The following is a 19,136-nucleotide window of genomic DNA, read 5'->3' on the forward strand; positions in this document are numbered from 1 at the left end:
TTGGTACGAAAGCGCCCCTCCGGAGGGCGTTTCGTACCAAGATCTCGGGCGGTCGGGTGCCGGGTGGGGGAGGCAACGGTGAGCTTCCACAACCCGAAGATGCCGTGGTCCAAGCTGGAGCAGGTGCTCTCCGGGCGGGCCAAAGGCGAGCGGCACCTGCACGTGGTCGACCCGCTCGCGGTCGACGCCGACGGCGGCGACTCACCGGCCTGGAGCCGCAAGCGCCAGGAATACCGGCCGCCGGAGCTGGCCCGCCCGGACGGCGTGGTGCCGTACGCGGAGCTGCACGCGCACTCCAACTTCAGCTTTCTCGACGGCGCCAGCCACCCGGAGGAACTGGCCGAGGAGGCGGCCCGGCTCGGGCTGACCGCGCTCGCCGTCACCGACCACGACGGCTTCTACGGCGTGGTGCGCTTCGCCGAGGCGGCCCGCGCGCTGCGGCTGCCGACGATCTTCGGCGCGGAACTGTCCCTCGGGCTGCCCGGCCCGCAGAACGGCGAACCCGACCCGCTCGGCCGGCACCTGCTGGTGCTCGCGCACGGCCACGAGGGGTACGCGCGCCTGGCCGCCACCATCTCCCGCGCCCAGTTGCGCGGCGGGGAGAAGGGCCGCCCGGTCTACGGCGAACTGGAGGAGATCGCGGCGGAGCTGCGCGACCACGTGCTGGTGCTCACCGGCTGCCGCAAGGGGCACGTGCCGGCGGCGCTGCTCACCGAGGGCGTCGACGCGGCGGCCCGGGAACTGGACCGGCTCACCGCGCTGTTCGGCGCGGAGACGGTGGCGGTGGAGCTGACCGACCACGGACACCCGGTCGACGCGGACCGCAACGACGCGCTCGCCGAGCTGGCCGCCGCGGCCGGGCTGCCCACGGTGGCCACCGGCAACGTGCACTACGCCACCCCGGGACGGCGGCGGCTGGCCACCACAGTCGCAGCGGTGCGGGCCCGGCGCAGCCTCGACGAGATCGACGGCTGGCTGCCCGCCGCGGCCACCGCCCACCTGCGCAGCGGCGCGGAGATGGCGGCGCGGTTCGCCGCGTACCCGGGCGCGGTGGCGCGGGCCGCGGAGTACGGCGCGGAACTCGCCTTCGACCTCCAGCTCGTGGCGCCGAAGCTGCCGGCGTACCCGGTGCCGCCCGGGCACACCGAGATGAGCTGGCTGCGCCGGCTGACCATGGACGGCGCCCGCGAGCGCTACGGCCCGCCCGAGGCACACCCGGAGGCGTACGCGCAGCTGGAACACGAGCTGCGGATGATCGAAGACCTCGGTTTCCCCGGCTACTTCCTGGTGGTCTACGACATCGTCGCGTTCTGCCGCGCGCAGGACATCTACTGCCAGGGCCGGGGGTCGGCGGCCAACTCGGCGGTCTGCTACGCGCTGCGCATCACCAACGTGGACGCGGTCCGGCACCGGCTGCTGTTCGAACGGTTCCTCGCCCCGGAACGCGACGGCCCGCCCGACATCGACGTGGACATCGAGTCCGACCGCCGGGAGGAGGTGATCCAGCACGTCTACGCCCGCTACGGCCGGGAGCACACCGCCCAGGTCGCCAACGTCATCTCGTACCGGCCCCGGTCGGCGGTGCGGGACGTGGCGAAGGCGTTCGGCTTCTCACCCGGCCAGCAGGACGCCTGGAGCAAACAGATCGACAGGTGGGGTTCGGTCGCCGCGGTCGACGTGGCGGACATCCCGGAGCAGGTGGTCGCGTACGCCAACGAGTTGCAGACGTTCCCCCGGCACCTGGGCATCCACTCCGGCGGCATGGTGATCTGCGACCGGCCGGTGATCGAGGTGTGCCCGGTGGAGTGGGGCCGGATGCCCGGCCGCAGCGTGCTCCAGTGGGACAAGGACGACTGCGCGGCCGTCGGCCTGGTCAAGTTCGACCTGCTCGGCCTCGGCATGCTGTCGGCGCTGCACTACGGCTACGACCTGATCGGGTCCAGCCTCGACCTGGGCGACATGGACCTGGACGACCCCGAGGTCTACGACATGCTCTGCCGGGCCGACTCGGTGGGCGTGTTCCAGGTGGAGAGCCGCGCCCAGATGGCCACGCTGCCCCGGCTCAAACCGCGCGAGTTCTACGACCTGGTGGTGGAGGTGGCGCTGATCCGGCCCGGCCCGATCCAGGGCGGCTCGGTGCACCCGTACATCCGGCGCAAGAACGGCCAGGAGCCGGTCACGTACGCGCATCCGCTGATGCGCAACGCGCTGGAGAAGACGCTCGGCGTACCGCTGTTCCAGGAGCAGCTCATGCAGCTCGCCATCGACCTGGCCGGGTTCGACGCGGCCGGCGCCGACCAGCTGCGCCGGGCCATGGGGGCGAAACGCTCGGTGGAGCGGATGGCGCAGATCGCCGACCGGCTCTACGCCGGGATGGCCGAGCGGGGCATCACCGGGGAGCTGGCCGACGACGTCTACCGCAAGCTCACCGCGTTCGCCAGCTACGGCTTCCCGGAGAGCCACGCGATGAGCTTCGCCTACCTGGTGTACGCCAGCTCGTGGCTCAAGCGCTACCACCCGGGCCCGTTCCTGGCCGCGCTGCTCAACGCCCAGCCGATGGGCTTCTACTCGCCGCAGACGCTCGCCGACGACGCCCGCCGGCACGGCGTCGAGGTGCGCCGGCCGGACATCAACGCCAGCGGCGCCAAGGCGGTGCTGGAGTCCACGCCGCAGACCCGGTGGGGCAGCGTGCCGGGCGAGCCGCCGCACGCCTGGGGGCTGGGCGGTCCGGCGGTCCGGCTCGGGCTGGGCAGCGTCCGTACCCTCGGCGAGGACGTGGCCGAGCGGATCGAGGCGGAACGGACCGCGCACGGGGCGTACCGGGACATGCCGGACCTGGCCCGCCGCGTCGGTCTCACCGCCGCGCAGCTGGAGGCGCTGGCCACCGCCGACGCCTTCGCCTGTTTCGGGCTGACCCGGCGGCAGGCCCTCTGGGCCGCCGGCGCGGCGGCCCAGGACCGGCCCGGCCGGCTGCCCGGCACGGTGACCGGCGCGGACCCGCCCACCCTGCCCGGCATGGCCGCGGTGGACCGCCTGGTCGCCGACGTCTGGGCCACCGGCCTGTCCCCGGAGAGCCACCCGGCCCGGTTCATCCGGGACCGGCTCGACGAACTGGGCGCGGTGCCGATCGCCCGCCTCGGCCAGGTGCCGCCCGGGCAGCGGATCCGGGTCGGCGGGATCGTCACCCACCGGCAGCGCCCGGCGACCGCCGGCGGCGTCACGTTCCTCAACCTGGAGGACGAGACCGGGATGCTCAATGTCACTTGCTCCCCGGGGTTGTGGCAGAGATACCGTCGAATCGCCCGCACCAGCGGAGCACTGGTGGTGCGGGGCCGGCTGCAGCGGCACGAGGGCGTCACGAACCTCACCGCGGACCGGCTGGACGCGATCGAGCCGCCCGTCACACCGGCATCCAGGGATTTCCGTTGATGGAGTGATCCACATTACGGTTTCCGCGAGCCGGAGGCGGGAGACTCCCGACGCGGGTGGGCAGAGTGGCCCACCCGGGGTATGGGGGATGAACAGATGACCTTTCACCGCACGTACGCCGGTGGCGTGGCGAACGCCCGGCGGACCCGCCTCGGCGCCGACTGGGCGCCCACCCACGAGGCCGAGCCGCGGGAGTACCAGGTGACCGACGGCCCGGTGGCCAACAACCAGCGCTCCCGCGCCGAGGACGACCCCGCCGGCGGCGGCGAGTCCTGAACCCGGGCCGGGGGGTGACTAGGCTCGGCGCGTGGAGCAGATCCGAACCCTCACCCCCCGCACCGCCGTCATCTGGTCGGTGGTCCGGGCCGAGCTGGACCGGCGGGCCGGCGAACGACTCTCCGTGCTCGACGTCGGCGGCGGGACCGGCGGCTTCGCCGTCCCGCTCGCCGAGGCCGGTCACCGGGTCACCGTGGTCGACGCCAGCCCCGACGCGCTCGCCGCGCTGACCCGCCGGGCCGCCGAGGCCGGGGTCGCCGATCGGGTACGCGCGACGCAGGGCGACGCCGACGCGCTCACCGGACTCGTCGAACCGGCCACCGTGGACCTGGTGCTCTGCCACTCCGTCCTCGAAGTGGTCGACGACCCGGAACCGGTCATGTCCGCGCTGGTCACCGCGTTGCGCCCGGGTGGCGCGGCGAGCGTGCTCGTCGCCGGGCGGGCCGCTGCCGTGTTCGGCCGGGCGATGAACGGGCAGCTGGACGCCGCCGCCGCGCTCGCCGCCGACCCGCACGGCACCACCGGCGGCCGGGACACGCTGCGCCGCCGCTACGACGCCGCCGACGCGAGCGCGCTGCTCACCGCCGCCGGCCTCGTCGTGGAGGAGATCCACGGGGTACGAGTGCTCGCCGACCTGCTCCCGGCCGCGGTGGCCGACGGACAGCAGGCCGCCCTGGTGGAGCTGGAGCGCGCCCTCGCCGCCCGGTCCCCGTACCGCGATCTCGCCGCCCAGCTGCACCTGTTCGCCCGCCGCCCGGCATGACCGGCCCGGCTCCCGGCCCGCTGGACCGGGTGGCGCCGCGCTACGACGGCGGCTGCCTGACCGACGTGCTGCCCAGCGCGCTGGCGCTGCTCGGCGTACCGGGCGCGGCCGACCGGCTCGGCCTGGTCCCGCACCTGACCGGGGTGCGTCGGATCGCGGTGTTGCTCGTCGACGGCCTCGGCTGGTACCAGATCCCCACCGCCGCCCCGTACGCCCCGACACTCGCCGGCCTGGCCGCCACCGTCGGCCGGCCGCTCACCACCGGCTTCCCGTCGACCACCCCGACCAGCCTGGTCAGCCTCGGCACCGGCACCGGATCCGGCGCGCACGGAGTGCTCGGCTTCACCGTCCGGGTGCCCGGCACCGACCGGGTGCTCAACCACGTCGACTGGGCCGGCGACCCGGACCCGGCGAGCTGGCAGCCGGTGCCCACCTGGTACCAGCGGGCGCGCGCCGCCGGGGTCGCGGTGACGGTGGTCAGCCGTCCCGAGTTCGCCGGCAGCGGCCTGACGCTCGCCGCCAACCGGGGCGGCGACTATCGGGGCGCGGCCGGTGTCGACGCGCTCGCCGCCCGGATGCTGGCGGCGCTCGCCGCCGGGGACGGGCCCGCACTCGTCTCCGGCTACCACCCCGACCTGGACCGGCACGGGCACCTCAGCGGCGTGGACTCCGCACCCTGGCGGACCGCCGCCGCCGCTGTGGACGCGCTGCTGGCCCGGCTCGTCGACGGGCTGCCGCCGGACGCCGCGCTGCTGGTCACCGCCGACCACGGCCAGCTCGACGTGCCCGCCGGGCACCGGATCGACCTGGACGCCGACCCCCGACTGCGGGCCGGGGTACGGGTGGTCGCCGGCGAGCCCCGGGTTCGCTACCTGCACGTCGAGCCGGGTGCCGAAACCGACGTGGTGGCCGCCTGGACCGAGGTGCTGGGCCCGGCCGCGCAGGTGCTGACCCGGGCCGAGGCGGTGGCGACCGGCTGGTTCGGCCCGGTGCCCGAGGCACACCTGGCCCGGATCGGCGACGTGGTGGTGGTCTGCCGGGACACGTACGCGGTGGTCGCCACCCGTTCCGAGCCGCCGATGGCATCACGGCTGGTGGCGTACCACGGCGCGGACACCGCCGCCGAGATGACGGTCCCGCTGCTGGTGGTCCGGGGCTGACCTCGGTTCGTCCGTGCCTGCGCGCTGCGGCCCTGACCGGCCCCGCCTCGTCCGGGGCCGGCGGGCGGTGGCCGCGGGCCTGGGTCTCGTGCGGGGCCGGCGGGCGGTGGCCGCGGGCCTGGGCGGTGGGGTTGTCGGACCGGCGGGCTAGCCTGCTGGCATGGGCCGTAGCCAGTCGTTGCCCCGGGGCGGTGACCCGCGCTTCGGGCCGGACGCCGACGACACCGGCTGCACCATCCTGCACGTCGACATGGACGCGTTCTACGCCTCCGTGGAGGTGCGCCGCCGCCCCGAGCTGCGCGGGCGGCCGGTGGTGGTGGGCGGCGTCGGCCCGCGCGGCGTGGTCAGCTCCGCGAGCTACGAGGCCCGGCGGTACGGCGTCCGCAGCGCGATGCCCACCGCCCGCGCCCGCGCGCTCTGCCCCGGCGCGGTCTACCTGCCGCCCGACTTCGCCGCCTACACCGAGGCGTCACGGGCGGTCATGCGGATCTTCCGGGACGTCACCCCGCTGGTCGAGCCGCTCTCACTGGACGAGGCGTTCCTCGACGTGGCGGGCGCCCGCCGGCTGTTCGGCCGGCCCGCCGACATCGCGGCACTGATCCGCCGCCGGGTCGCCGAGGAGCAGCAACTGACCTGCTCCGTGGGCGTGGGGCCGAGCAAGTTCGTGGCCAAGCTCGGCTCCACCCGGGCCAAGCCCGACGGCCTGCTCGTGGTTCCGGCCGCCCGGGTGCTGGAGTTCCTGCACCCGCTGCCGGTGTCCGCCCTGTGGGGCGTGGGGGAGCGTTCCGCGGACGCGCTGCGCCGCCTCGGCCTGCGTACCGTGCGCGATCTCGCCGAGGCGCCGGCGGGCCTGCTGCGCCGGGCGGTCGGCGAGTCGTCCGCCACCCACCTGCACGAGCTGGCCTGGGGGCGTGACCCGCGCGGGGTGACGCCCGAGCAGGTGGAGAAGTCGATCGGCGCGGAGGTCACGTTCGACACCGACGTGAGCGACCCGGACGAGATCCGGCGGTCCCTGCTGGCCCTCGCCGACAAGGCGGGCGCTCGGCTGCGGGCGGCCGGACAGGTGGGCCGCACGGTGTCGCTCAAGGTCCGCTTCGCCGACTTCCGGACGATCAGCCGCTCCCGCACGCTCGCCGTGCCCACCGACACCGCCCGGGAGATGTTCGACACGGCCTGGGCGCTGTGGGGCGTGCTGGCCCCGGGGGAGCCGGTTCGGCTGGTCGGTGTCCGGATGGAAGGTCTCGCCCCCGCCGGGGAGACCCCGCAGCAGCTCACCCTCGGTGCGCCCGAGCGCGGCTGGCGTGAGGCGGAGGCGGCAGCCGACGCGGCGGCTGCCCGATTCGGGCGGTCCGTCATAGGTCCGGCCAGTCTTCTCGGCCGTCGTGATACACGACAAGTCGAAAAACCGACCCGGCCGTAGGTCGTCCCGCTTTCCGACGCGCGGGGGCCCTCGTAGACTTGCGGGTAAGCAGCCGGTTGGCTGCCACGGTCTGTCGGCCCGACCGGGCCGACCAACGTGACCGGGGAGGAGTGCCGTGCCGCTCTCGGAGCACGAGCAGCGGCTGTTCGAGCAGATCGAGCGGTCGCTTGCCGAGGACCCCAAGTTCGCCTCGGCCGTGCGCGCCAGCGACCCGCGTTTCCACGCGCGGCGTCGCGTGCTCGTCGCTGCCGGCGTGGTCGTCGCTGGTCTGGCCCTGTTGATCTACGGTGCCGTGATCAAGATTCCCGCGGTGGCCGTGGCGGGTTTCGTCGTCATGCTGGCCTCGTTGGGCTACGCGGTGCAGTCGCACCGCCGATCCCAGTCGCCCGACCTGCACGTGGTCGGCGGCACAACGAGCCGGCGTCGTCCCCGTGGCCGCAGTGGTGGTGGCCGCCGGGGCTCCTTCCTCGACCGGATGGAGGACCGCTGGCGGCAGCGCCCGGAGGGCCACCGCTGAACGCGTCCCGCCCCTGAGCCGGGGCGGGAAACCGGCGGCGCCTCCGTGACAGCTCGGCAAGCGCCGCCGGGTTGACCTGCTGCCGGTAGCCGTGGCGCACGCGGGCGAGGGCGCGCCCTCAGTCGTGCCCGAAATCGAGCTCACCGTCCCGCCGTGGCGGCGCGACCTCTCGCGGTCCGCGTCCCGTGGACATCCCCGCGCCTCCGTCAGCACGTGATGCGCGCCCGGTTTACACCCGCACGGACTGTCACCGTCGAGCATCCCTCCCCACCTCAACGCGACCACCTGCCCGAGCTGCCCGGCCATTCGCCGTCAGCCCGCCCCGCCCCGCGCGATCTCGCACTCCCAGCCCGAGCCGCGCCCCGATTACCTCCCTCGCGTGTCTCCCTCCCCGCGATCTTGCACTTTCGGCCCGAGTCGTGCCCCGAATGTCCCGTTCACCCGGGCACGAACTGCAAGATCGCGGATCGTCCCGGCCTGGGGCGCGGGGGCCGGCTGCCCATTCCGTCCGTCCCATCAGCCATGCGTCGCCCGACACGCCGGCATCCCGGGACCGCAGCAGATCTTGGTAGGAAAGTGCCCCTATGGGGGCCATTCCGTACCAAGATCTCGGGCGGATCCGGCCCGGACCGCACAGGGGGCAGCGTCCAGAAGCGGTGATCAAGGAGTTTGTGTCGTCAGCGGGGCTGGAATCGGACACAAACTCCTTGATCAACGCCGGGAGGGCGGGAGGGTGGGAGGGTGGGGGAGGGGGCGGGGGGCGGGAGCCGGGGTCAGCGGGCGGGGCGGTGGGCCAGGAGGCGGCGCGGGCTCCAGCGCGTCATCCGCTGCCGGATCTGACCGCTCGTGGTCACCACCCGGGCCGACCGCTCGGCCAGACCGGTGCGCCAGCGATGCAGCACCGACGGGGGCAGCAGCGCGGCCAGCAGCCGGGTACGGCGGTCCGCACCCGCCGCCAGCGCACCCCGGACCGTGCGCAGCGCCGGCTGCAACTCGGCGTCGGTCAGCGGGTCACGGGCGTAGCGGGCGCGTTCCTCGGCGCGGCCGAGCAGGCGTACCCCGGTCGCGGCGTCCCCCCGCTCGGCGAGCGCCTCCCGGGCCAGCCGCTCGGCGGTGGCCCGTGGGGTCTCCGTGCGGTCCACCCGGACGTGGAAGTCGACGAGCGTGTCGAGCAGTTCGTCCCAGGCGGCGTGCGCGTCGGCGCGGGCCGCCTCGGCGTCCACGCCGACCACGACCGGCCGTGTCTCGCCGCGCTGGCCCGGCACCGGCAGCGCGGTGGCCGCGGGCGTGACCGTCCGGACGCGCCGGCGGCGGCGCAGGGCGGAGCGGCGCAGAGCGGGTACGGCGAGCAGCGCCAGCAGCACCAGCGCACCGGCGAGCCACCACGGCCAGACCGGGCTCTCCTCCGCGGGGCCGCCCTGGTCCAGGGTCAGGCCCTGGTCGGTGTCCTTGTCGAGCCGGTCCGCCTCGTTCGGCCCGGCCGACGGGCCGGCCGCGTCGGGAGCGCTGGTGCTGCCGGCCGAGGGGGTGACCTCCTCGGGGGCGTCGATGTCCGGCGCCCACGCGGAGCGGACCGAGCCCGACACGGCCGCCGCCGGGGTGGCGTCGAACGGCACCCAGCCGATGCCGTTGAAGTTGACCTCGGTCCAGGCGTGCAGGTTGCGGTTGGTCAGCACGTACGTGCCGCCGTCGGCCTTGCTGCCGTTGGTGAACCCGACGGCGACCCGGGCCGGGATGCCGGCGGCCCGGACCAGCCAGGCCATCGCCGCGGCGTACTGCTGGCAGTAGCCGACCTTGGTGGCGAGGAAGTCGGTGATGTCGTCGCCGCTGCTGCCGTTGCGGGTGGACAGCGAGTAGGTGAAGCCGTTCTCGACGGAGAAGTAGTCGTAGATCGCCCGGACCTTGTCGTAGTCGTTCGACTTGCCCTTGACCAGCTCCGCGACCAGTTCCTCGACGGCCGGGACGGACGGCCGCTCGGTCTGCTGCCGCATCACCGGGCTGTCCGAGGGCAGTGAGCGGGCCGCGCGCAGCGCCGCCGGACTGAAGGTGGACCGTACGTAGTCGAACGAGTAGCTCTTGCCGCGGGCGTTGTCCCGGTTGGAGAAGACGACCTGCTGGTTCGGGTCGTACCGCCAGTTGCCGTTGAGGTCGTCGGTCTTGACCGGCTCGGCGTAGACCGGCATCAACGGCATGTTCAGGTTCTTCGTCACCTCGACGGTGGCGCGGTAACGCTGCTGGTCGACGCCGCGCGGGGCGCGTTCGCCCGGGTCGGGCAGCGGGCGGGTGATCGGTTCCCCGCTCGGCACGCGTGCCTGGAAGCCGCTCGGCCGCAGCTCGTCCACCACGCCCAGGCGCAGATAGAACGGGGCCGTCTCGTTGGTGCTGACCTTGACCAGCTCGATCTCTTCGCTCTGGTTGAGCTGGCCGCTGAGCGCCGCGAACAGGTCGACCCGGCCGGAGCTGCCGCCCTGCCCAGGCCGTCCGCTGCCGTCGCCCGGCCCGGCGCCGACGTTGTTCAGCAGCCCGCCCGTCATCCCGGGCACGGCCAGCGGCAGCGCCACCGCCACGATCACGCCGACCACGGCGAGCCGCCGCCCGGCCGCGGCCAGCGGGGACGCCTCCCAGACGTCCACGTCGCGTCCCTCGCCGGTGAACCGGCGGCCGAACCGGCGTACCCGGTCGACGTTGTCGGTGACCAGCAGCCAGAGGTAACCGGCGGCGCCCACCACGAACGGGGTGGCCGGGACGCTGTCCACGTACACCGCGACCGGCACCGAGTAGATGGCGAGCATCGGCAGGCCGGCCAGCGCGGGCCGGCGCAGCCCGACCGCGAGCACGTCCACCACCACGGCGACCGCGCCGATGCCGAGCACCGCGAGGAACAGCAGCGAGTCGACGTCCGGCACCTTCACGCCGTACGAGCGCATGTCCTGCAACGACGTCTGGAGCAGGTCGCCGAAGTGGCCGAACGTGGCCGGGGTCGGCACGAACGCGAGCAGTTCGGTGCCGCCGGGGAACACCCACGTCAGGCCGAGGGTCAGTCCGGCCAGCATGGCCAGCACCTGCCCCCACAGCGGCATCCGGCCCAGGCGGCTCAACGCGGCCGAGCCGGCCACCACGGCGACCACGACGGCGGCCTGGATCAGCCAGGTCCAGCGTTCGAAGATCGCCGACAGCGGGGCCGCGGCCAGCAGCGTCGCCGCCGCGGCGACGAACCCGATGTTGCGGTGCGCGGTCACAGGACCATCCTTCCGGTCATCGCCGTCCGCCGGCCACCGTCTCGGCCATGGCCGCCCGCAGTGCGAAGCCCTGCGAGCCGCGCCCGGCCTGCGGCCACACCATCGGCAGCCGGGTGCCGTGCTCCACCCCGACGACCCGCCAGCCGCTCTGCAGCAGCGCGAGCGCGGCGGCGCCGTGCGCTCGTTCCGCCTCGGTCCGGGCGTTGGCCGGGAGGTTGAGCCAGGTGTTGCTGTCGAGCAGGAACGCCACGCAGGTGGCGCCGTTGCCGCGCAGCCCGGCCAGCAACTCCGCCTCGGCGGTGCCGAGCGTGCCGAGCAGCGCGATGATCAGGCCGCCGTCGGCGCGCTGCCGGACCTGCTGCACCAGCGTGGTGATCTCACCGCGCCGGTCCAGATGCACGTCGGCGAGGTGGTCGAGCAGCAGCCCCTCGCCGCCGGCCTCGGTGGCCCCGACGTCGGCGCCGTTGCCGGTGACCAGCCGCAGCTTGTAGCCGGCCTCGCGCAGGTGCACGGCGATGCTGGCGGCGGCCGAGACCGCCCACTCGAAGCTGGCCGTCGGGCCCTCGCCCCGGTGCCCGGCGGCGCGGGTGTCGAGCACCACCGTGGCCCGGCTCTCCCACGGCTGCTCCTCGCGGCGCACCATCAGCTCACCGGTGCGGGCGGTGGACTTCCAGTGCACCCGGCGCAGGTCGTCGCCCATCCGGTATTCCCGGGTCGCGGCGTCGTCCTCGCCGTGCACCGCCACCGAGCGGGCCCGGCTGTCGCCGCTGCCGGCGTACTCACCGGGCAGCCGCACCGCGGGCAGCGGGGTGACCTGCGGGATCACCGTGAGGTGGTCGGTGCTGGGGAACGACCGGGTCAGCTCGCAGAGGCCGAACGGGTCGGTCAGCCGGATCACCAGCGGCCCCACCTCGTAGCGGCCGCGCACGTCCGCGCGGACCGTGTACGCCACGGAGCTGGCCTGGTGCGCGCCGAGCCGCTCCAGCACCACCCGGGGCCGGCTGCCCAGCGCGTACGGCAGGCGGTCCTCCAGCAGCAGCGTGCCGGTGGGCAGCCGGGACAGGTTCTGCAGCCGCAGCACCACGCGGGAACTGGCGCCGACCGGCACCCGGTGCGGCTCCAGCGACCGGTTGCAGGCCAGCTTGTACCGGCTGCGCCCGACGTACGCGGCGGCCAGCAGCGGCAGCACGGCGAGCAGGACGGCCACCCGGAGCAGGTCCTTCTCGCCCAGGATGCCGGCGGAGATCGCGGCGGCCACCGCGGCCGCCAGGAAGGAGCGGCCGCGGGTGGTCAGCCCACGCAGGCCGTCACGCACGTCACGGCCTCCGCGGCTCGTACGGCCCGCGGCCGTTGTTGCCGCCGCCGGGCCGGGTGTCGTACGGCGAGCGCTGCCGGTCGTGCGGGAGCGGCAGGCGGTGCACCAGCTCGGAGACGATCGCGTCGGTGGTGCGCCGGGCCAGCTGGGCGTCCGCGGTCGGGATGATCCGGTGCGCCAGCACCGGCACCGCGAGGACCTGGAGGTCGTCCGGCAGGACGTAGTCGCGGCCCTCGAGGGCGGCCACCGCGCGGGCCGTGCGCAGCAGCTGGAGCGTGGCCCGCGGGGACGCGCCGAGCCGCAGGTCGGGGGCCTCCCGGGTGGCGGTGACCAGGTCGATCGCGTACTGCTTGACTGCGTCGGCGACGTGCACCTGCCGGACGTGGCCGATCAGGCGGCGGACGGTGGCCGCGTCGGAGACCGGCCGCAGCCCCGGCAGCGGGTCGGTGGCGCCGTGCCCGTCGAGCATGGCCAGCTCGGCGCGCGGGTCCGGGTAGCCCATGGCGATGCGGGCGGTGAACCGGTCGCGCTGCGCCTCGGGCAGCGGGTAGGTGCCCTCCATCTCGATCGGGTTCTGCGTCGCGATCACCATGAACGGCGTCTGCAACTGGTAGGTGACCCCGTCGACGGTGACCTGCCGCTCCTCCATGCACTCCAGCAGCGCCGACTGGGTCTTCGGCGAGGCCCGGTTGATCTCGTCGCCGACCACCAGGTTGGCGAAGACCGCGCCGGGGCGGAACTCGAAGTCGTGCGTCTCCTGGTTGTAGACGCTGACGCCGGTGACGTCGCTGGGAAGCAGGTCGGGGGTGAACTGGATCCGCCGGACCGAGCAGTCGATGGACCGGGCCATCGCCTTGGCGAGCTTGGTCTTGCCGACGCCGGGCACGTCCTCGATGAGCAGGTGACCCTCGGCCAGCAGCACCGCCAGAGCGAGCCGGACGGTGGCGGTCTTGCCCTCGATGACCTGCTCGATGTTGGCCACGATGGCCTCGCTGGCGGCGCGGAACTCGTCGTGCGGCAGCAGACCGCCCACCTCGTCCCAGGTCTGTTGTGTCACGGGCCTCCTCCTCGTCGCCTGGACGGCAGCTCTCTATAGAGCACCTGGACCCGCCGTTGGGTTCGCGACGCCGAGCCACGTCTGCCGCAGTAATCTCACTGGCCTCTCAGGCTAACCATGTTTGTCGTTACTGCCGACTCCCGCAGGTGGTCGGTCGGTTACGCCCGGAATATTCGCCGGACCGGGGGACCGGCCGCCGGGGGTGGAACGGGCGCGCCGCCGCCGAGGGGTGCGAGGTACACTGCCTGCATGGCCGGGTTCTTCCTGCTTCTTACCGAGCCGTGTTGATGCGCTGAACGCGCGACAGCACGGCCGCCCCTCCTGCGCGAGGGGCTTTTTTGTGCCCGCAGCAGACCGCCCACAATTTTTTTCGAATCGATCCGCGCCGAGGAGACGCCATGAGTGAGGCAGCCGCACCGGCGACCGACATCCCCCCGTTCCGGTACACCGCCGCCCTGGCCGACGAGATCGAGCACCGCTGGCAGGACACCTGGGCGCGGGAGGGCACCTTCCAGGCGCCGAACCCGGCCGGTCCGCTGGCCGACCCCGGCCACCCGCGCGCGGGCGCCGAGAAGCTGTACGTGCTGGACATGTTCCCGTACCCGTCCGGCGCCGGCCTGCACGTCGGCCACCCGCTGGGCTACATCGGCACCGACTGCTACGCCCGCTACCAGCGGATGGCCGGGCGCAACGTGCTGCACGCGATGGGCTTCGACGCGTTCGGCCTGCCCGCCGAGCAGTACGCGGTGCAGACCGGCACCCACCCCCGGACCACCACCGAGGCCAACATCGAGCGGTTCAAGGCGCAGCTGCGCCGGCTGGGGCTGGGCCACGACGAGCGGCGTTCGGTGGCGACCATCGACACCGACTTCTACCGCTGGACCCAGTGGATCTTCCTGCAGATCTTCAACTCCTGGTACGACGCGGACGCGAAGAAGGCCCGGCCGATCGCCGAGCTGATCGCCGAGTTCGAGGGCGGCACCCGCGCCACCCCCGACGGGCGCCCGTGGGCCGAGCTGTCCGTGGGGGAGCGGCGGAAGATCGTCGACGACCACCGGCTGGCGTACGTCTCGGAGGCGCCGGTGAACTGGTGCCCGGGCCTGGGCACCGTGGTGGCCAACGAGGAGGTCACCGCCGACGGCCGCTCCGAGCGCGGCAACTTCCCGGTCTTCAAGCGCAACCTGAAGCAGTGGATGATGCGGATCACCGCGTACGGGGACCGGCTGCTGGAGGATCTGGACACACTGGACTGGCCCGAGCCGATCAAGCTGCAGCAGCGCAACTGGATCGGCCGGTCGACCGGCGCGCACATCGACTTCCCGACGGACGCGGCCCCGGTGCGGGTGTTCACGACCCGGCCGGACACCGTCTTCGGCGCCACCTACATGGTGCTGGCGCCCGAGCACGAGCTGGTCGACGTGCTGACGCCGGCCGCCTGGCCGGAGGGCACCCGGGACGCCTGGACCGGCGGGCACGCCGGCCCGCGTGAGGCCGTCGAGGCGTACCGGAAGGCCGCCTCGGCCAAGACGGACGTGGAGCGGCAGGCGGACAGCAAGGAGAAGACCGGCGTCTTCGTCGGCGCCTACGCCACCAACCCGGTGACCGGCGGGCAGATCCCGATCTTCATCGCCGACTACGTGCTGGCCGGGTACGGCACCGGCGCGATCATGGCGGTACCCGCCCAGGACGAGCGGGACTGGGCCTTCGCCGAGGTGTTCGAGCTGCCGATCGTACGGACCGTACAGCCGCCGGAGGGCTTCGACGGCAAGGCGTACACCGGGGACGGTCCGGCGATCAACAGCGCCGCGCCGGATCGCGGCATCGACCTGGACGGCCTGGGCGTGGCCGACGCGAAGGCGCGCATCATCGAGTGGCTGGAGGCCAACGGGCACGGCGCCGGCGCGGTCACCTGGCGGCTGCGCGACTGGCTGTTCTCCCGGCAGCGCTACTGGGGCGAGCCGTTCCCGATCGTGTACGACGAGACCGGGGCGCCGATCGCGCTGCCCGAGTCGATGCTGCCGGTCGAGCTGCCCGAGGTGGAGGACTTCTCGCCGAAGACGTTCGACCCGGAGGACGCCGACAGCGATCCGGAGACCCCGCTGTCGCGGCGGCGCGACTGGGTGGAGGTGGAGCTGGACCTGGGCGACGGGCCCAAGCGCTACACCCGTGAGACCAACGTGATGCCGCAGTGGGCCGGCTCCTGCTGGTACGAGCTGCGCTACCTGGACCCGACCGACTCGCAGCGCTTCGCCGACCCGGCGAACGAGGCGTACTGGATGGGGCCGCAGCGTCCGGGCGACTGCGGGGGAACCGACCTGTACGTCGGCGGCGCCGAGCACGCGGTGCTGCACCTGCTGTACGCCCGCTTCTGGCACAAGGTGCTGTACGACCTGGGCCACGTCTCGTCGTTCGAGCCGTTCCGCCGCCTGTTCAACCAGGGCATGATCCAGGCGTACGCGTTCGTCGACCCGCGCGGCGCGTACGTGCCCGCCGAGGAGGTCGTCGAGGTCGACGGCCGCTGGTTCCACGGCGAGACCGAGGTCCGGCGCGAGTACGGCAAGATGGGCAAGTCGCTGAAGAACGTCGTCACCCCGGACGACATGTGCGCGGCGTACGGCGCGGACACGTTCCGGGTGTACGAGATGTCGATGGGCCCGCTGGAGGTGTCCCGCCCGTGGGACACCCGGGCCGTGGTCGGCTCGTACCGGTTCCTGCAGCGGGTCTGGCGCACCGTCGTCGACGAGCAGACCGGTGAGCTGCGGATCACCGACGAGCCGGCCGACGAGGCGACCCGGCGGCTGCTGCACAAGGCGATCGACGGGGTCCGCGCCGACATGGACGGGATCCGGTTCAACACCGCCATCGCCAAGCTGATCGAGCTGACCAACGGCCTGACCCGGCTGGCGCGTACACCGCGCGAGGTGGCCGAGCCGCTGGTGCTGATGGTCGCCCCGTTCGCCCCGCACATGGCCGAGGAGCTGTGGCGCAAGCTGGGCCACGAGGACTCGCTGGCGTACGCGGACTTCCCGGTCGCCGACGCGGCCCTGCTGGTGGCCGAGTCGGTCACGTACCCGGTGCAGGTCAACGGCAAGGTCCGGGGCCGGGTCGAGGTGCCGGCCGACGCGACCGAGGAGACCGTCCGCGCGGTGGCGCTGGAGGCGGTGGCCGGCGCACTGGCCGGCAAGGAGCCGCGCAAGGTGATCGTGGTGAAGGGCCGGATGGTCTCGGTCGTCGCCTGACCCGGCCGGTGGGCGTGTCCACATCGGGGACACGCCCACCGCCGGTCATGCCGGCTCGGACCGGCGCCGCCGTTCGGCCCGCCACCAGCGGTGGATGATCAGCACGCTGGCGATCAGGCCGAGGCTGGCCGGCGCGGCCGCGTACCAGTTGATCGAACCGGGCGTGGTCACGGCCGCGCCGATCGCCGCGTAACCGATGGCGGTCGGGGCGGAGGCGATCACGCTGCCGGCCAGGAACGGCAGCACCCGGGCGGCGGTGGTGCCGTAGCCGTAGCTGACCAGCCCGAACCCGGCGATCGGCAGCAGCCGGACGGTCACCACACCGAAGACGCTCTGCCGGGCGAACCAGCCGTCGAGGCGGGCCAGCCGTCCGCGTACCCGCTCGGCGACGAAGTCGCGGCCCAGCGCCCGGCCCACCGTGAAACCGATTGCCGCCGCCAGCAGTGCCGCGCCGAGCGCGTACGCGGCGCCCTGCACCGGACCGAAGATCGCGCCCGCGGCCAGCGTGACGAACGTCCGCGGCACCAGCGCCACCAGCAGCAGCGCGCCGACGACCACCGCCGCGGGCGGACCGTAGCCGCCCAGCGAGTCGGCGAGCCGGGGCAGGTCGGCCGGGTCCGGCCGGGGCGCCAGCAGCAGCGTCACGCCGAACCCGGCGAGCAGCAGCAGGAGCAGCCCGAACCGGCGCGCCGAGGGCTGCCGCAGCAACCCGGCGAGCCGGCGGGCCACCGGTCGCCGCCCGGGCCGGGCGGCGCCGGTCACGGCCTCGGGGCGGCGGCCACCGCGGCGCGGCGCTCGGAGCGGAGGCGGTCGGCCCAGGTGTCGTCGAGCGGGGGGAGCTGGTGGATGCCGGTCGCCCAGCGCAGCAGCAGGTCGGCCAGGTCGGGGTTGCGCGCCAGCGCCGGGCCGTGCGAGTAGGTGCCGAGCAGCTTGCCCCGCCACGCGCCCTCGGTGGCACCGTCGTTGCCGACGCCGGTGGTGACCCGGGCCAGCGGTGACACGCCCGGGCCGAGGTGGGTGCGGCCGCCGTGGTTCTCGAACCCGGACAGGTGCGGGATGCCCAGCCGCGGGTCGACCTCGCCGGCCAGCTCGCCCACCGCCCGGGTGGGGCCGCGGTCGGAGGAGAGGTCGAGCAGCTCCAGGCCGGCGCAGCGGGTGCCCTTGGCGAAGAAGGAGGTGCCGAGCAGCTGGTAGCCGGCGCAGACGCCGAACACCACCGAACCCTGGGCCACCGCCCGGTGCAGGCCGCCGTCGGCGATCAGGCGCTGGGCGCCGAGCGCCTGCGGGCCGTCCTCGCCGCCGCCGAGCAGGTAGATGTCGGCGGTGGCGGGCAGCCGCTGGTCGGAGCGGACCTCCAGCACCTCGACCGGCATGCCGCGCAGCTGGGCCCGGCGGGCCAGGATCAGCGCGTTGCCCCGGTCGCCGTACGTGGACAGCAGGTCGGGATAGATCCAGACGATGCGCAGGCTCTCAGTTGACACGGTCCAGCTCCGCTCGGATGTCCTGGAAGGCGGTGTAGTTGGCGATGACCTCCAGCCGGCCCGGCGGCACGGCGCGGACGGCCTCGTCGAAGCTGCGGACGTGCTGGAACGGCACGCCGTTGACCTCCAGCCGCACCGCCAGGTCGTACGCCCGGTCGCCGGTGATCAGCACCTGCCGGCCGGTCAGCGGGGAGAAGTCCACGTCGAACAGCCAGGAGGTGTCCAGCCCGTCGGGGTCGCGGGCGTTGATGGACAGCAGTGTCGGCGCGACGTCGGCCATGTCGAACGCCTCCAGCCAGCTCGCCGGGTTCTTCGCCAGCAGCAGCCGGATGTTGCGCCCGTCGCGGTCCACCTGGGCGTAGCGGCCGGCCACCGAGGTGACGGTGCCGAGCCGGGACACCGCGTCCACCGGGCGTACGCCGAACTCGGCGGCGACGGCCAGGGCGGTGGCCGCGTTGCCGAGGTTGACCTTGCCGGGGAGCTGGAGCTGGATCTTGTGCCAGGCGCCGGTGGGGTCGAGCACGCCGTCGTCCTCGACCGTCCAGTTCGGCTCGGGGCGGCGCAGCGGGCAGCCCGTGCACCACCACTGCTCGCCGGAGCGCTGGATGGTGGAGCCGCACTCGGGGCAGACCCAGGAGTCGTCGTGCCAGCGCTGCCCGGCGCTGAACCAGGTGACGTGCGGCGGCACGTGACCCTGGGCCGGGTCGGCCGGCGGGCAGGCGGCCCACACCACCATCGGGTCGTCGGCGTTGGCGACCACCCGTACGCGCGGGTGCCGGACCAGGGCGGCGCGCCAGAGCTGCGCCATCATGGCGACCTCCTTGGCGCGGTCGAGCTGGTCGCGGGAGAGGTTGAGCAGCGCCACCACGTGCGGCTCGGTCGCCTCCAGCACCTGGGCGAGGTAGTGCTCGTCCACCTCCAGCACCGCGTACGGCGTGCTGCCGGCCTTGGCCAGCGCCGAGGTGTGGCCGGTGGGCATGTTCGCGCCGAAGGAGTTGGTGGCGACCCGGCCCAGCACGCCGACCGCGGCGGTGGTGAGCCGGGTGGTGGTGGTCTTGCCGTTGGTGCCGGACACCAGGGCGATGGCGCGCCCGGCAGAGAGATGGGCGAGCAGGTCCGGGTCGATCTTGAGGCCGATCCAGCCGCCGATCACCGAGCCGTCGCCACGGCCCGCGGCCCGCGACAGTGCCGCGGCGGTGCGCGACACGGAGCTGGCCACCTTTGCCCGCAAGGGCATCTT

13 protein-coding genes are annotated in these 19,136 nt (G+C 74.1%); 7 read left to right on the plus strand and 6 right to left on the minus strand.

Annotated elements, in window-relative coordinates; translation table 11 throughout:
* Window positions 1-78 precede the first annotated feature (78 nt).
* From V6U82_RS20350 to V6U82_RS20375, 6 genes are all read left to right on the plus strand, one after another.
* Window positions 79-3,429 carry an error-prone DNA polymerase gene (locus V6U82_RS20350; protein ID WP_334463508.1) on the plus strand — a complete coding sequence of 1,117 codons (3,351 nt, stop codon included), beginning with the start codon at window positions 79-81 and terminating at the stop codon, window positions 3,427-3,429.
* A gap of 96 nt (window positions 3,430-3,525) precedes the next feature.
* Window positions 3,526-3,705 (plus strand): hypothetical protein, encoded by a 180-nt coding sequence (locus tag V6U82_RS20355; protein WP_091420839.1) that lies wholly within the window; start codon window positions 3,526-3,528, stop codon window positions 3,703-3,705.
* A gap of 31 nt (window positions 3,706-3,736) precedes the next feature.
* On the plus strand, window positions 3,737-4,468 hold the full coding sequence (locus V6U82_RS20360) for a methyltransferase domain-containing protein (RefSeq protein WP_334463510.1): 732 nt from the start codon (window positions 3,737-3,739) through the stop codon (window positions 4,466-4,468).
* Complete coding sequence (locus tag V6U82_RS20365) at window positions 4,465-5,628, plus strand: alkaline phosphatase family protein (protein WP_334463514.1); 1,164 nt, start codon at window positions 4,465-4,467, stop codon at window positions 5,626-5,628. The genes V6U82_RS20360 and V6U82_RS20365 overlap by 4 nt, the downstream gene beginning before the upstream one ends.
* A 160-nt stretch (window positions 5,629-5,788) precedes the next feature.
* On the plus strand, window positions 5,789-7,048 hold the full coding sequence (locus V6U82_RS20370) for a DNA polymerase IV (protein WP_334463516.1): 1,260 nt from the start codon (window positions 5,789-5,791) through the stop codon (window positions 7,046-7,048).
* Between the two features lie 115 nt (window positions 7,049-7,163).
* Window positions 7,164-7,565 (plus strand): DUF3040 domain-containing protein, encoded by a 402-nt coding sequence (locus tag V6U82_RS20375; protein ID WP_128139017.1) that lies wholly within the window; start codon window positions 7,164-7,166, stop codon window positions 7,563-7,565.
* Between the two features lie 773 nt (window positions 7,566-8,338).
* On the opposite strand, the gene V6U82_RS20380 is transcribed toward V6U82_RS20375, so the two are convergent.
* The 3 genes from V6U82_RS20380 to V6U82_RS20390 are packed head-to-tail and all read right to left on the minus strand — an operon-like array spanning window position 8,339 to window position 13,176.
* Complete coding sequence (locus tag V6U82_RS20380) at window positions 8,339-10,804, minus strand: transglutaminase TgpA family protein (RefSeq protein WP_334463519.1); 2,466 nt, start codon at window positions 10,802-10,804, stop codon at window positions 8,339-8,341.
* A 16-nt stretch (window positions 10,805-10,820) separates the two neighbouring features.
* The gene (locus V6U82_RS20385; protein WP_334463522.1) at window positions 10,821-12,119 is read right to left on the minus strand and encodes a DUF58 domain-containing protein; all 1,299 of its coding nucleotides are present in this window, start codon (window positions 12,117-12,119) and stop codon (window positions 10,821-10,823) included.
* Window position 12,120: 1 nt separating this feature from the next.
* Window positions 12,121-13,176: an AAA family ATPase gene (locus V6U82_RS20390; protein WP_013287615.1), complete on the minus strand. Its 1,056-nt coding sequence runs from the start codon at window positions 13,174-13,176 to the stop codon at window positions 12,121-12,123.
* A gap of 398 nt (window positions 13,177-13,574) precedes the next feature.
* On the opposite strand from V6U82_RS20390, the gene leuS reads away from it, so the two are divergent.
* The gene (gene leuS, locus V6U82_RS20395; protein ID WP_334463527.1) at window positions 13,575-16,415 is read left to right on the plus strand and encodes a leucine--tRNA ligase; all 2,841 of its coding nucleotides are present in this window, start codon (window positions 13,575-13,577) and stop codon (window positions 16,413-16,415) included.
* 45 nt (window positions 16,416-16,460) lie between these two features.
* On the opposite strand, the gene V6U82_RS20400 is transcribed toward leuS, so the two are convergent.
* From V6U82_RS20400 to V6U82_RS20410, 3 genes are read right to left on the minus strand one after another with little or no spacing between them, the layout of a single operon-like run.
* Window positions 16,461-17,177 carry a TVP38/TMEM64 family protein gene (locus V6U82_RS20400; protein WP_334463530.1) on the minus strand — a complete coding sequence of 239 codons (717 nt, stop codon included), beginning with the start codon at window positions 17,175-17,177 and terminating at the stop codon, window positions 16,461-16,463.
* On the minus strand, window positions 17,174-17,896 hold the full coding sequence (locus tag V6U82_RS20405; protein WP_091331119.1) for a type 1 glutamine amidotransferase: 723 nt from the start codon (window positions 17,894-17,896) through the stop codon (window positions 17,174-17,176). Before V6U82_RS20405 ends, V6U82_RS20400 begins: the two co-directional genes overlap by 4 nt.
* Window positions 17,886-19,133, minus strand: coding sequence for a MurT ligase domain-containing protein (locus V6U82_RS20410; RefSeq protein ID WP_128138608.1), 1,248 nt, complete (start codon window positions 19,131-19,133; stop codon window positions 17,886-17,888). Before V6U82_RS20410 ends, V6U82_RS20405 begins: the two co-directional genes overlap by 11 nt.
* Window positions 19,134-19,136: the final 3 nt, after the last annotated feature.

Origin of the sequence: Micromonospora sp. CPCC 205554 (assembly GCF_036902745.1) — a bacterium.
GTDB classification, from domain to species: Bacteria; Actinomycetota; Actinomycetes; order Mycobacteriales; family Micromonosporaceae; genus Micromonospora; species Micromonospora tulbaghiae.

What these genes read in the sequence shown, in the direction of transcription:
- V6U82_RS20355 (WP_091420839.1), top strand. Translation starts at nt 3,526, where the DNA reads ATGACCTTTCACCGCACGTACGCCGGTGGCGTGGCGAACGCCCGGCGG.
- V6U82_RS20365 (WP_334463514.1), top strand. Translation starts at nt 4,465, where the DNA reads ATGACCGGCCCGGCTCCCGGCCCGCTGGACCGGGTGGCGCCGCGCTAC.
- V6U82_RS20370 (WP_334463516.1), top strand. Translation starts at nt 5,789, where the DNA reads ATGGGCCGTAGCCAGTCGTTGCCCCGGGGCGGTGACCCGCGCTTCGGG.
- leuS (WP_334463527.1), top strand. Translation starts at nt 13,575, where the DNA reads ATGAGTGAGGCAGCCGCACCGGCGACCGACATCCCCCCGTTCCGGTAC.
- V6U82_RS20410 (WP_128138608.1), bottom strand. Translation starts at nt 19,133, where the DNA reads ATGCCCTTGCGGGCAAAGGTGGCCAGCTCCGTGTCGCGCACCGCCGCG.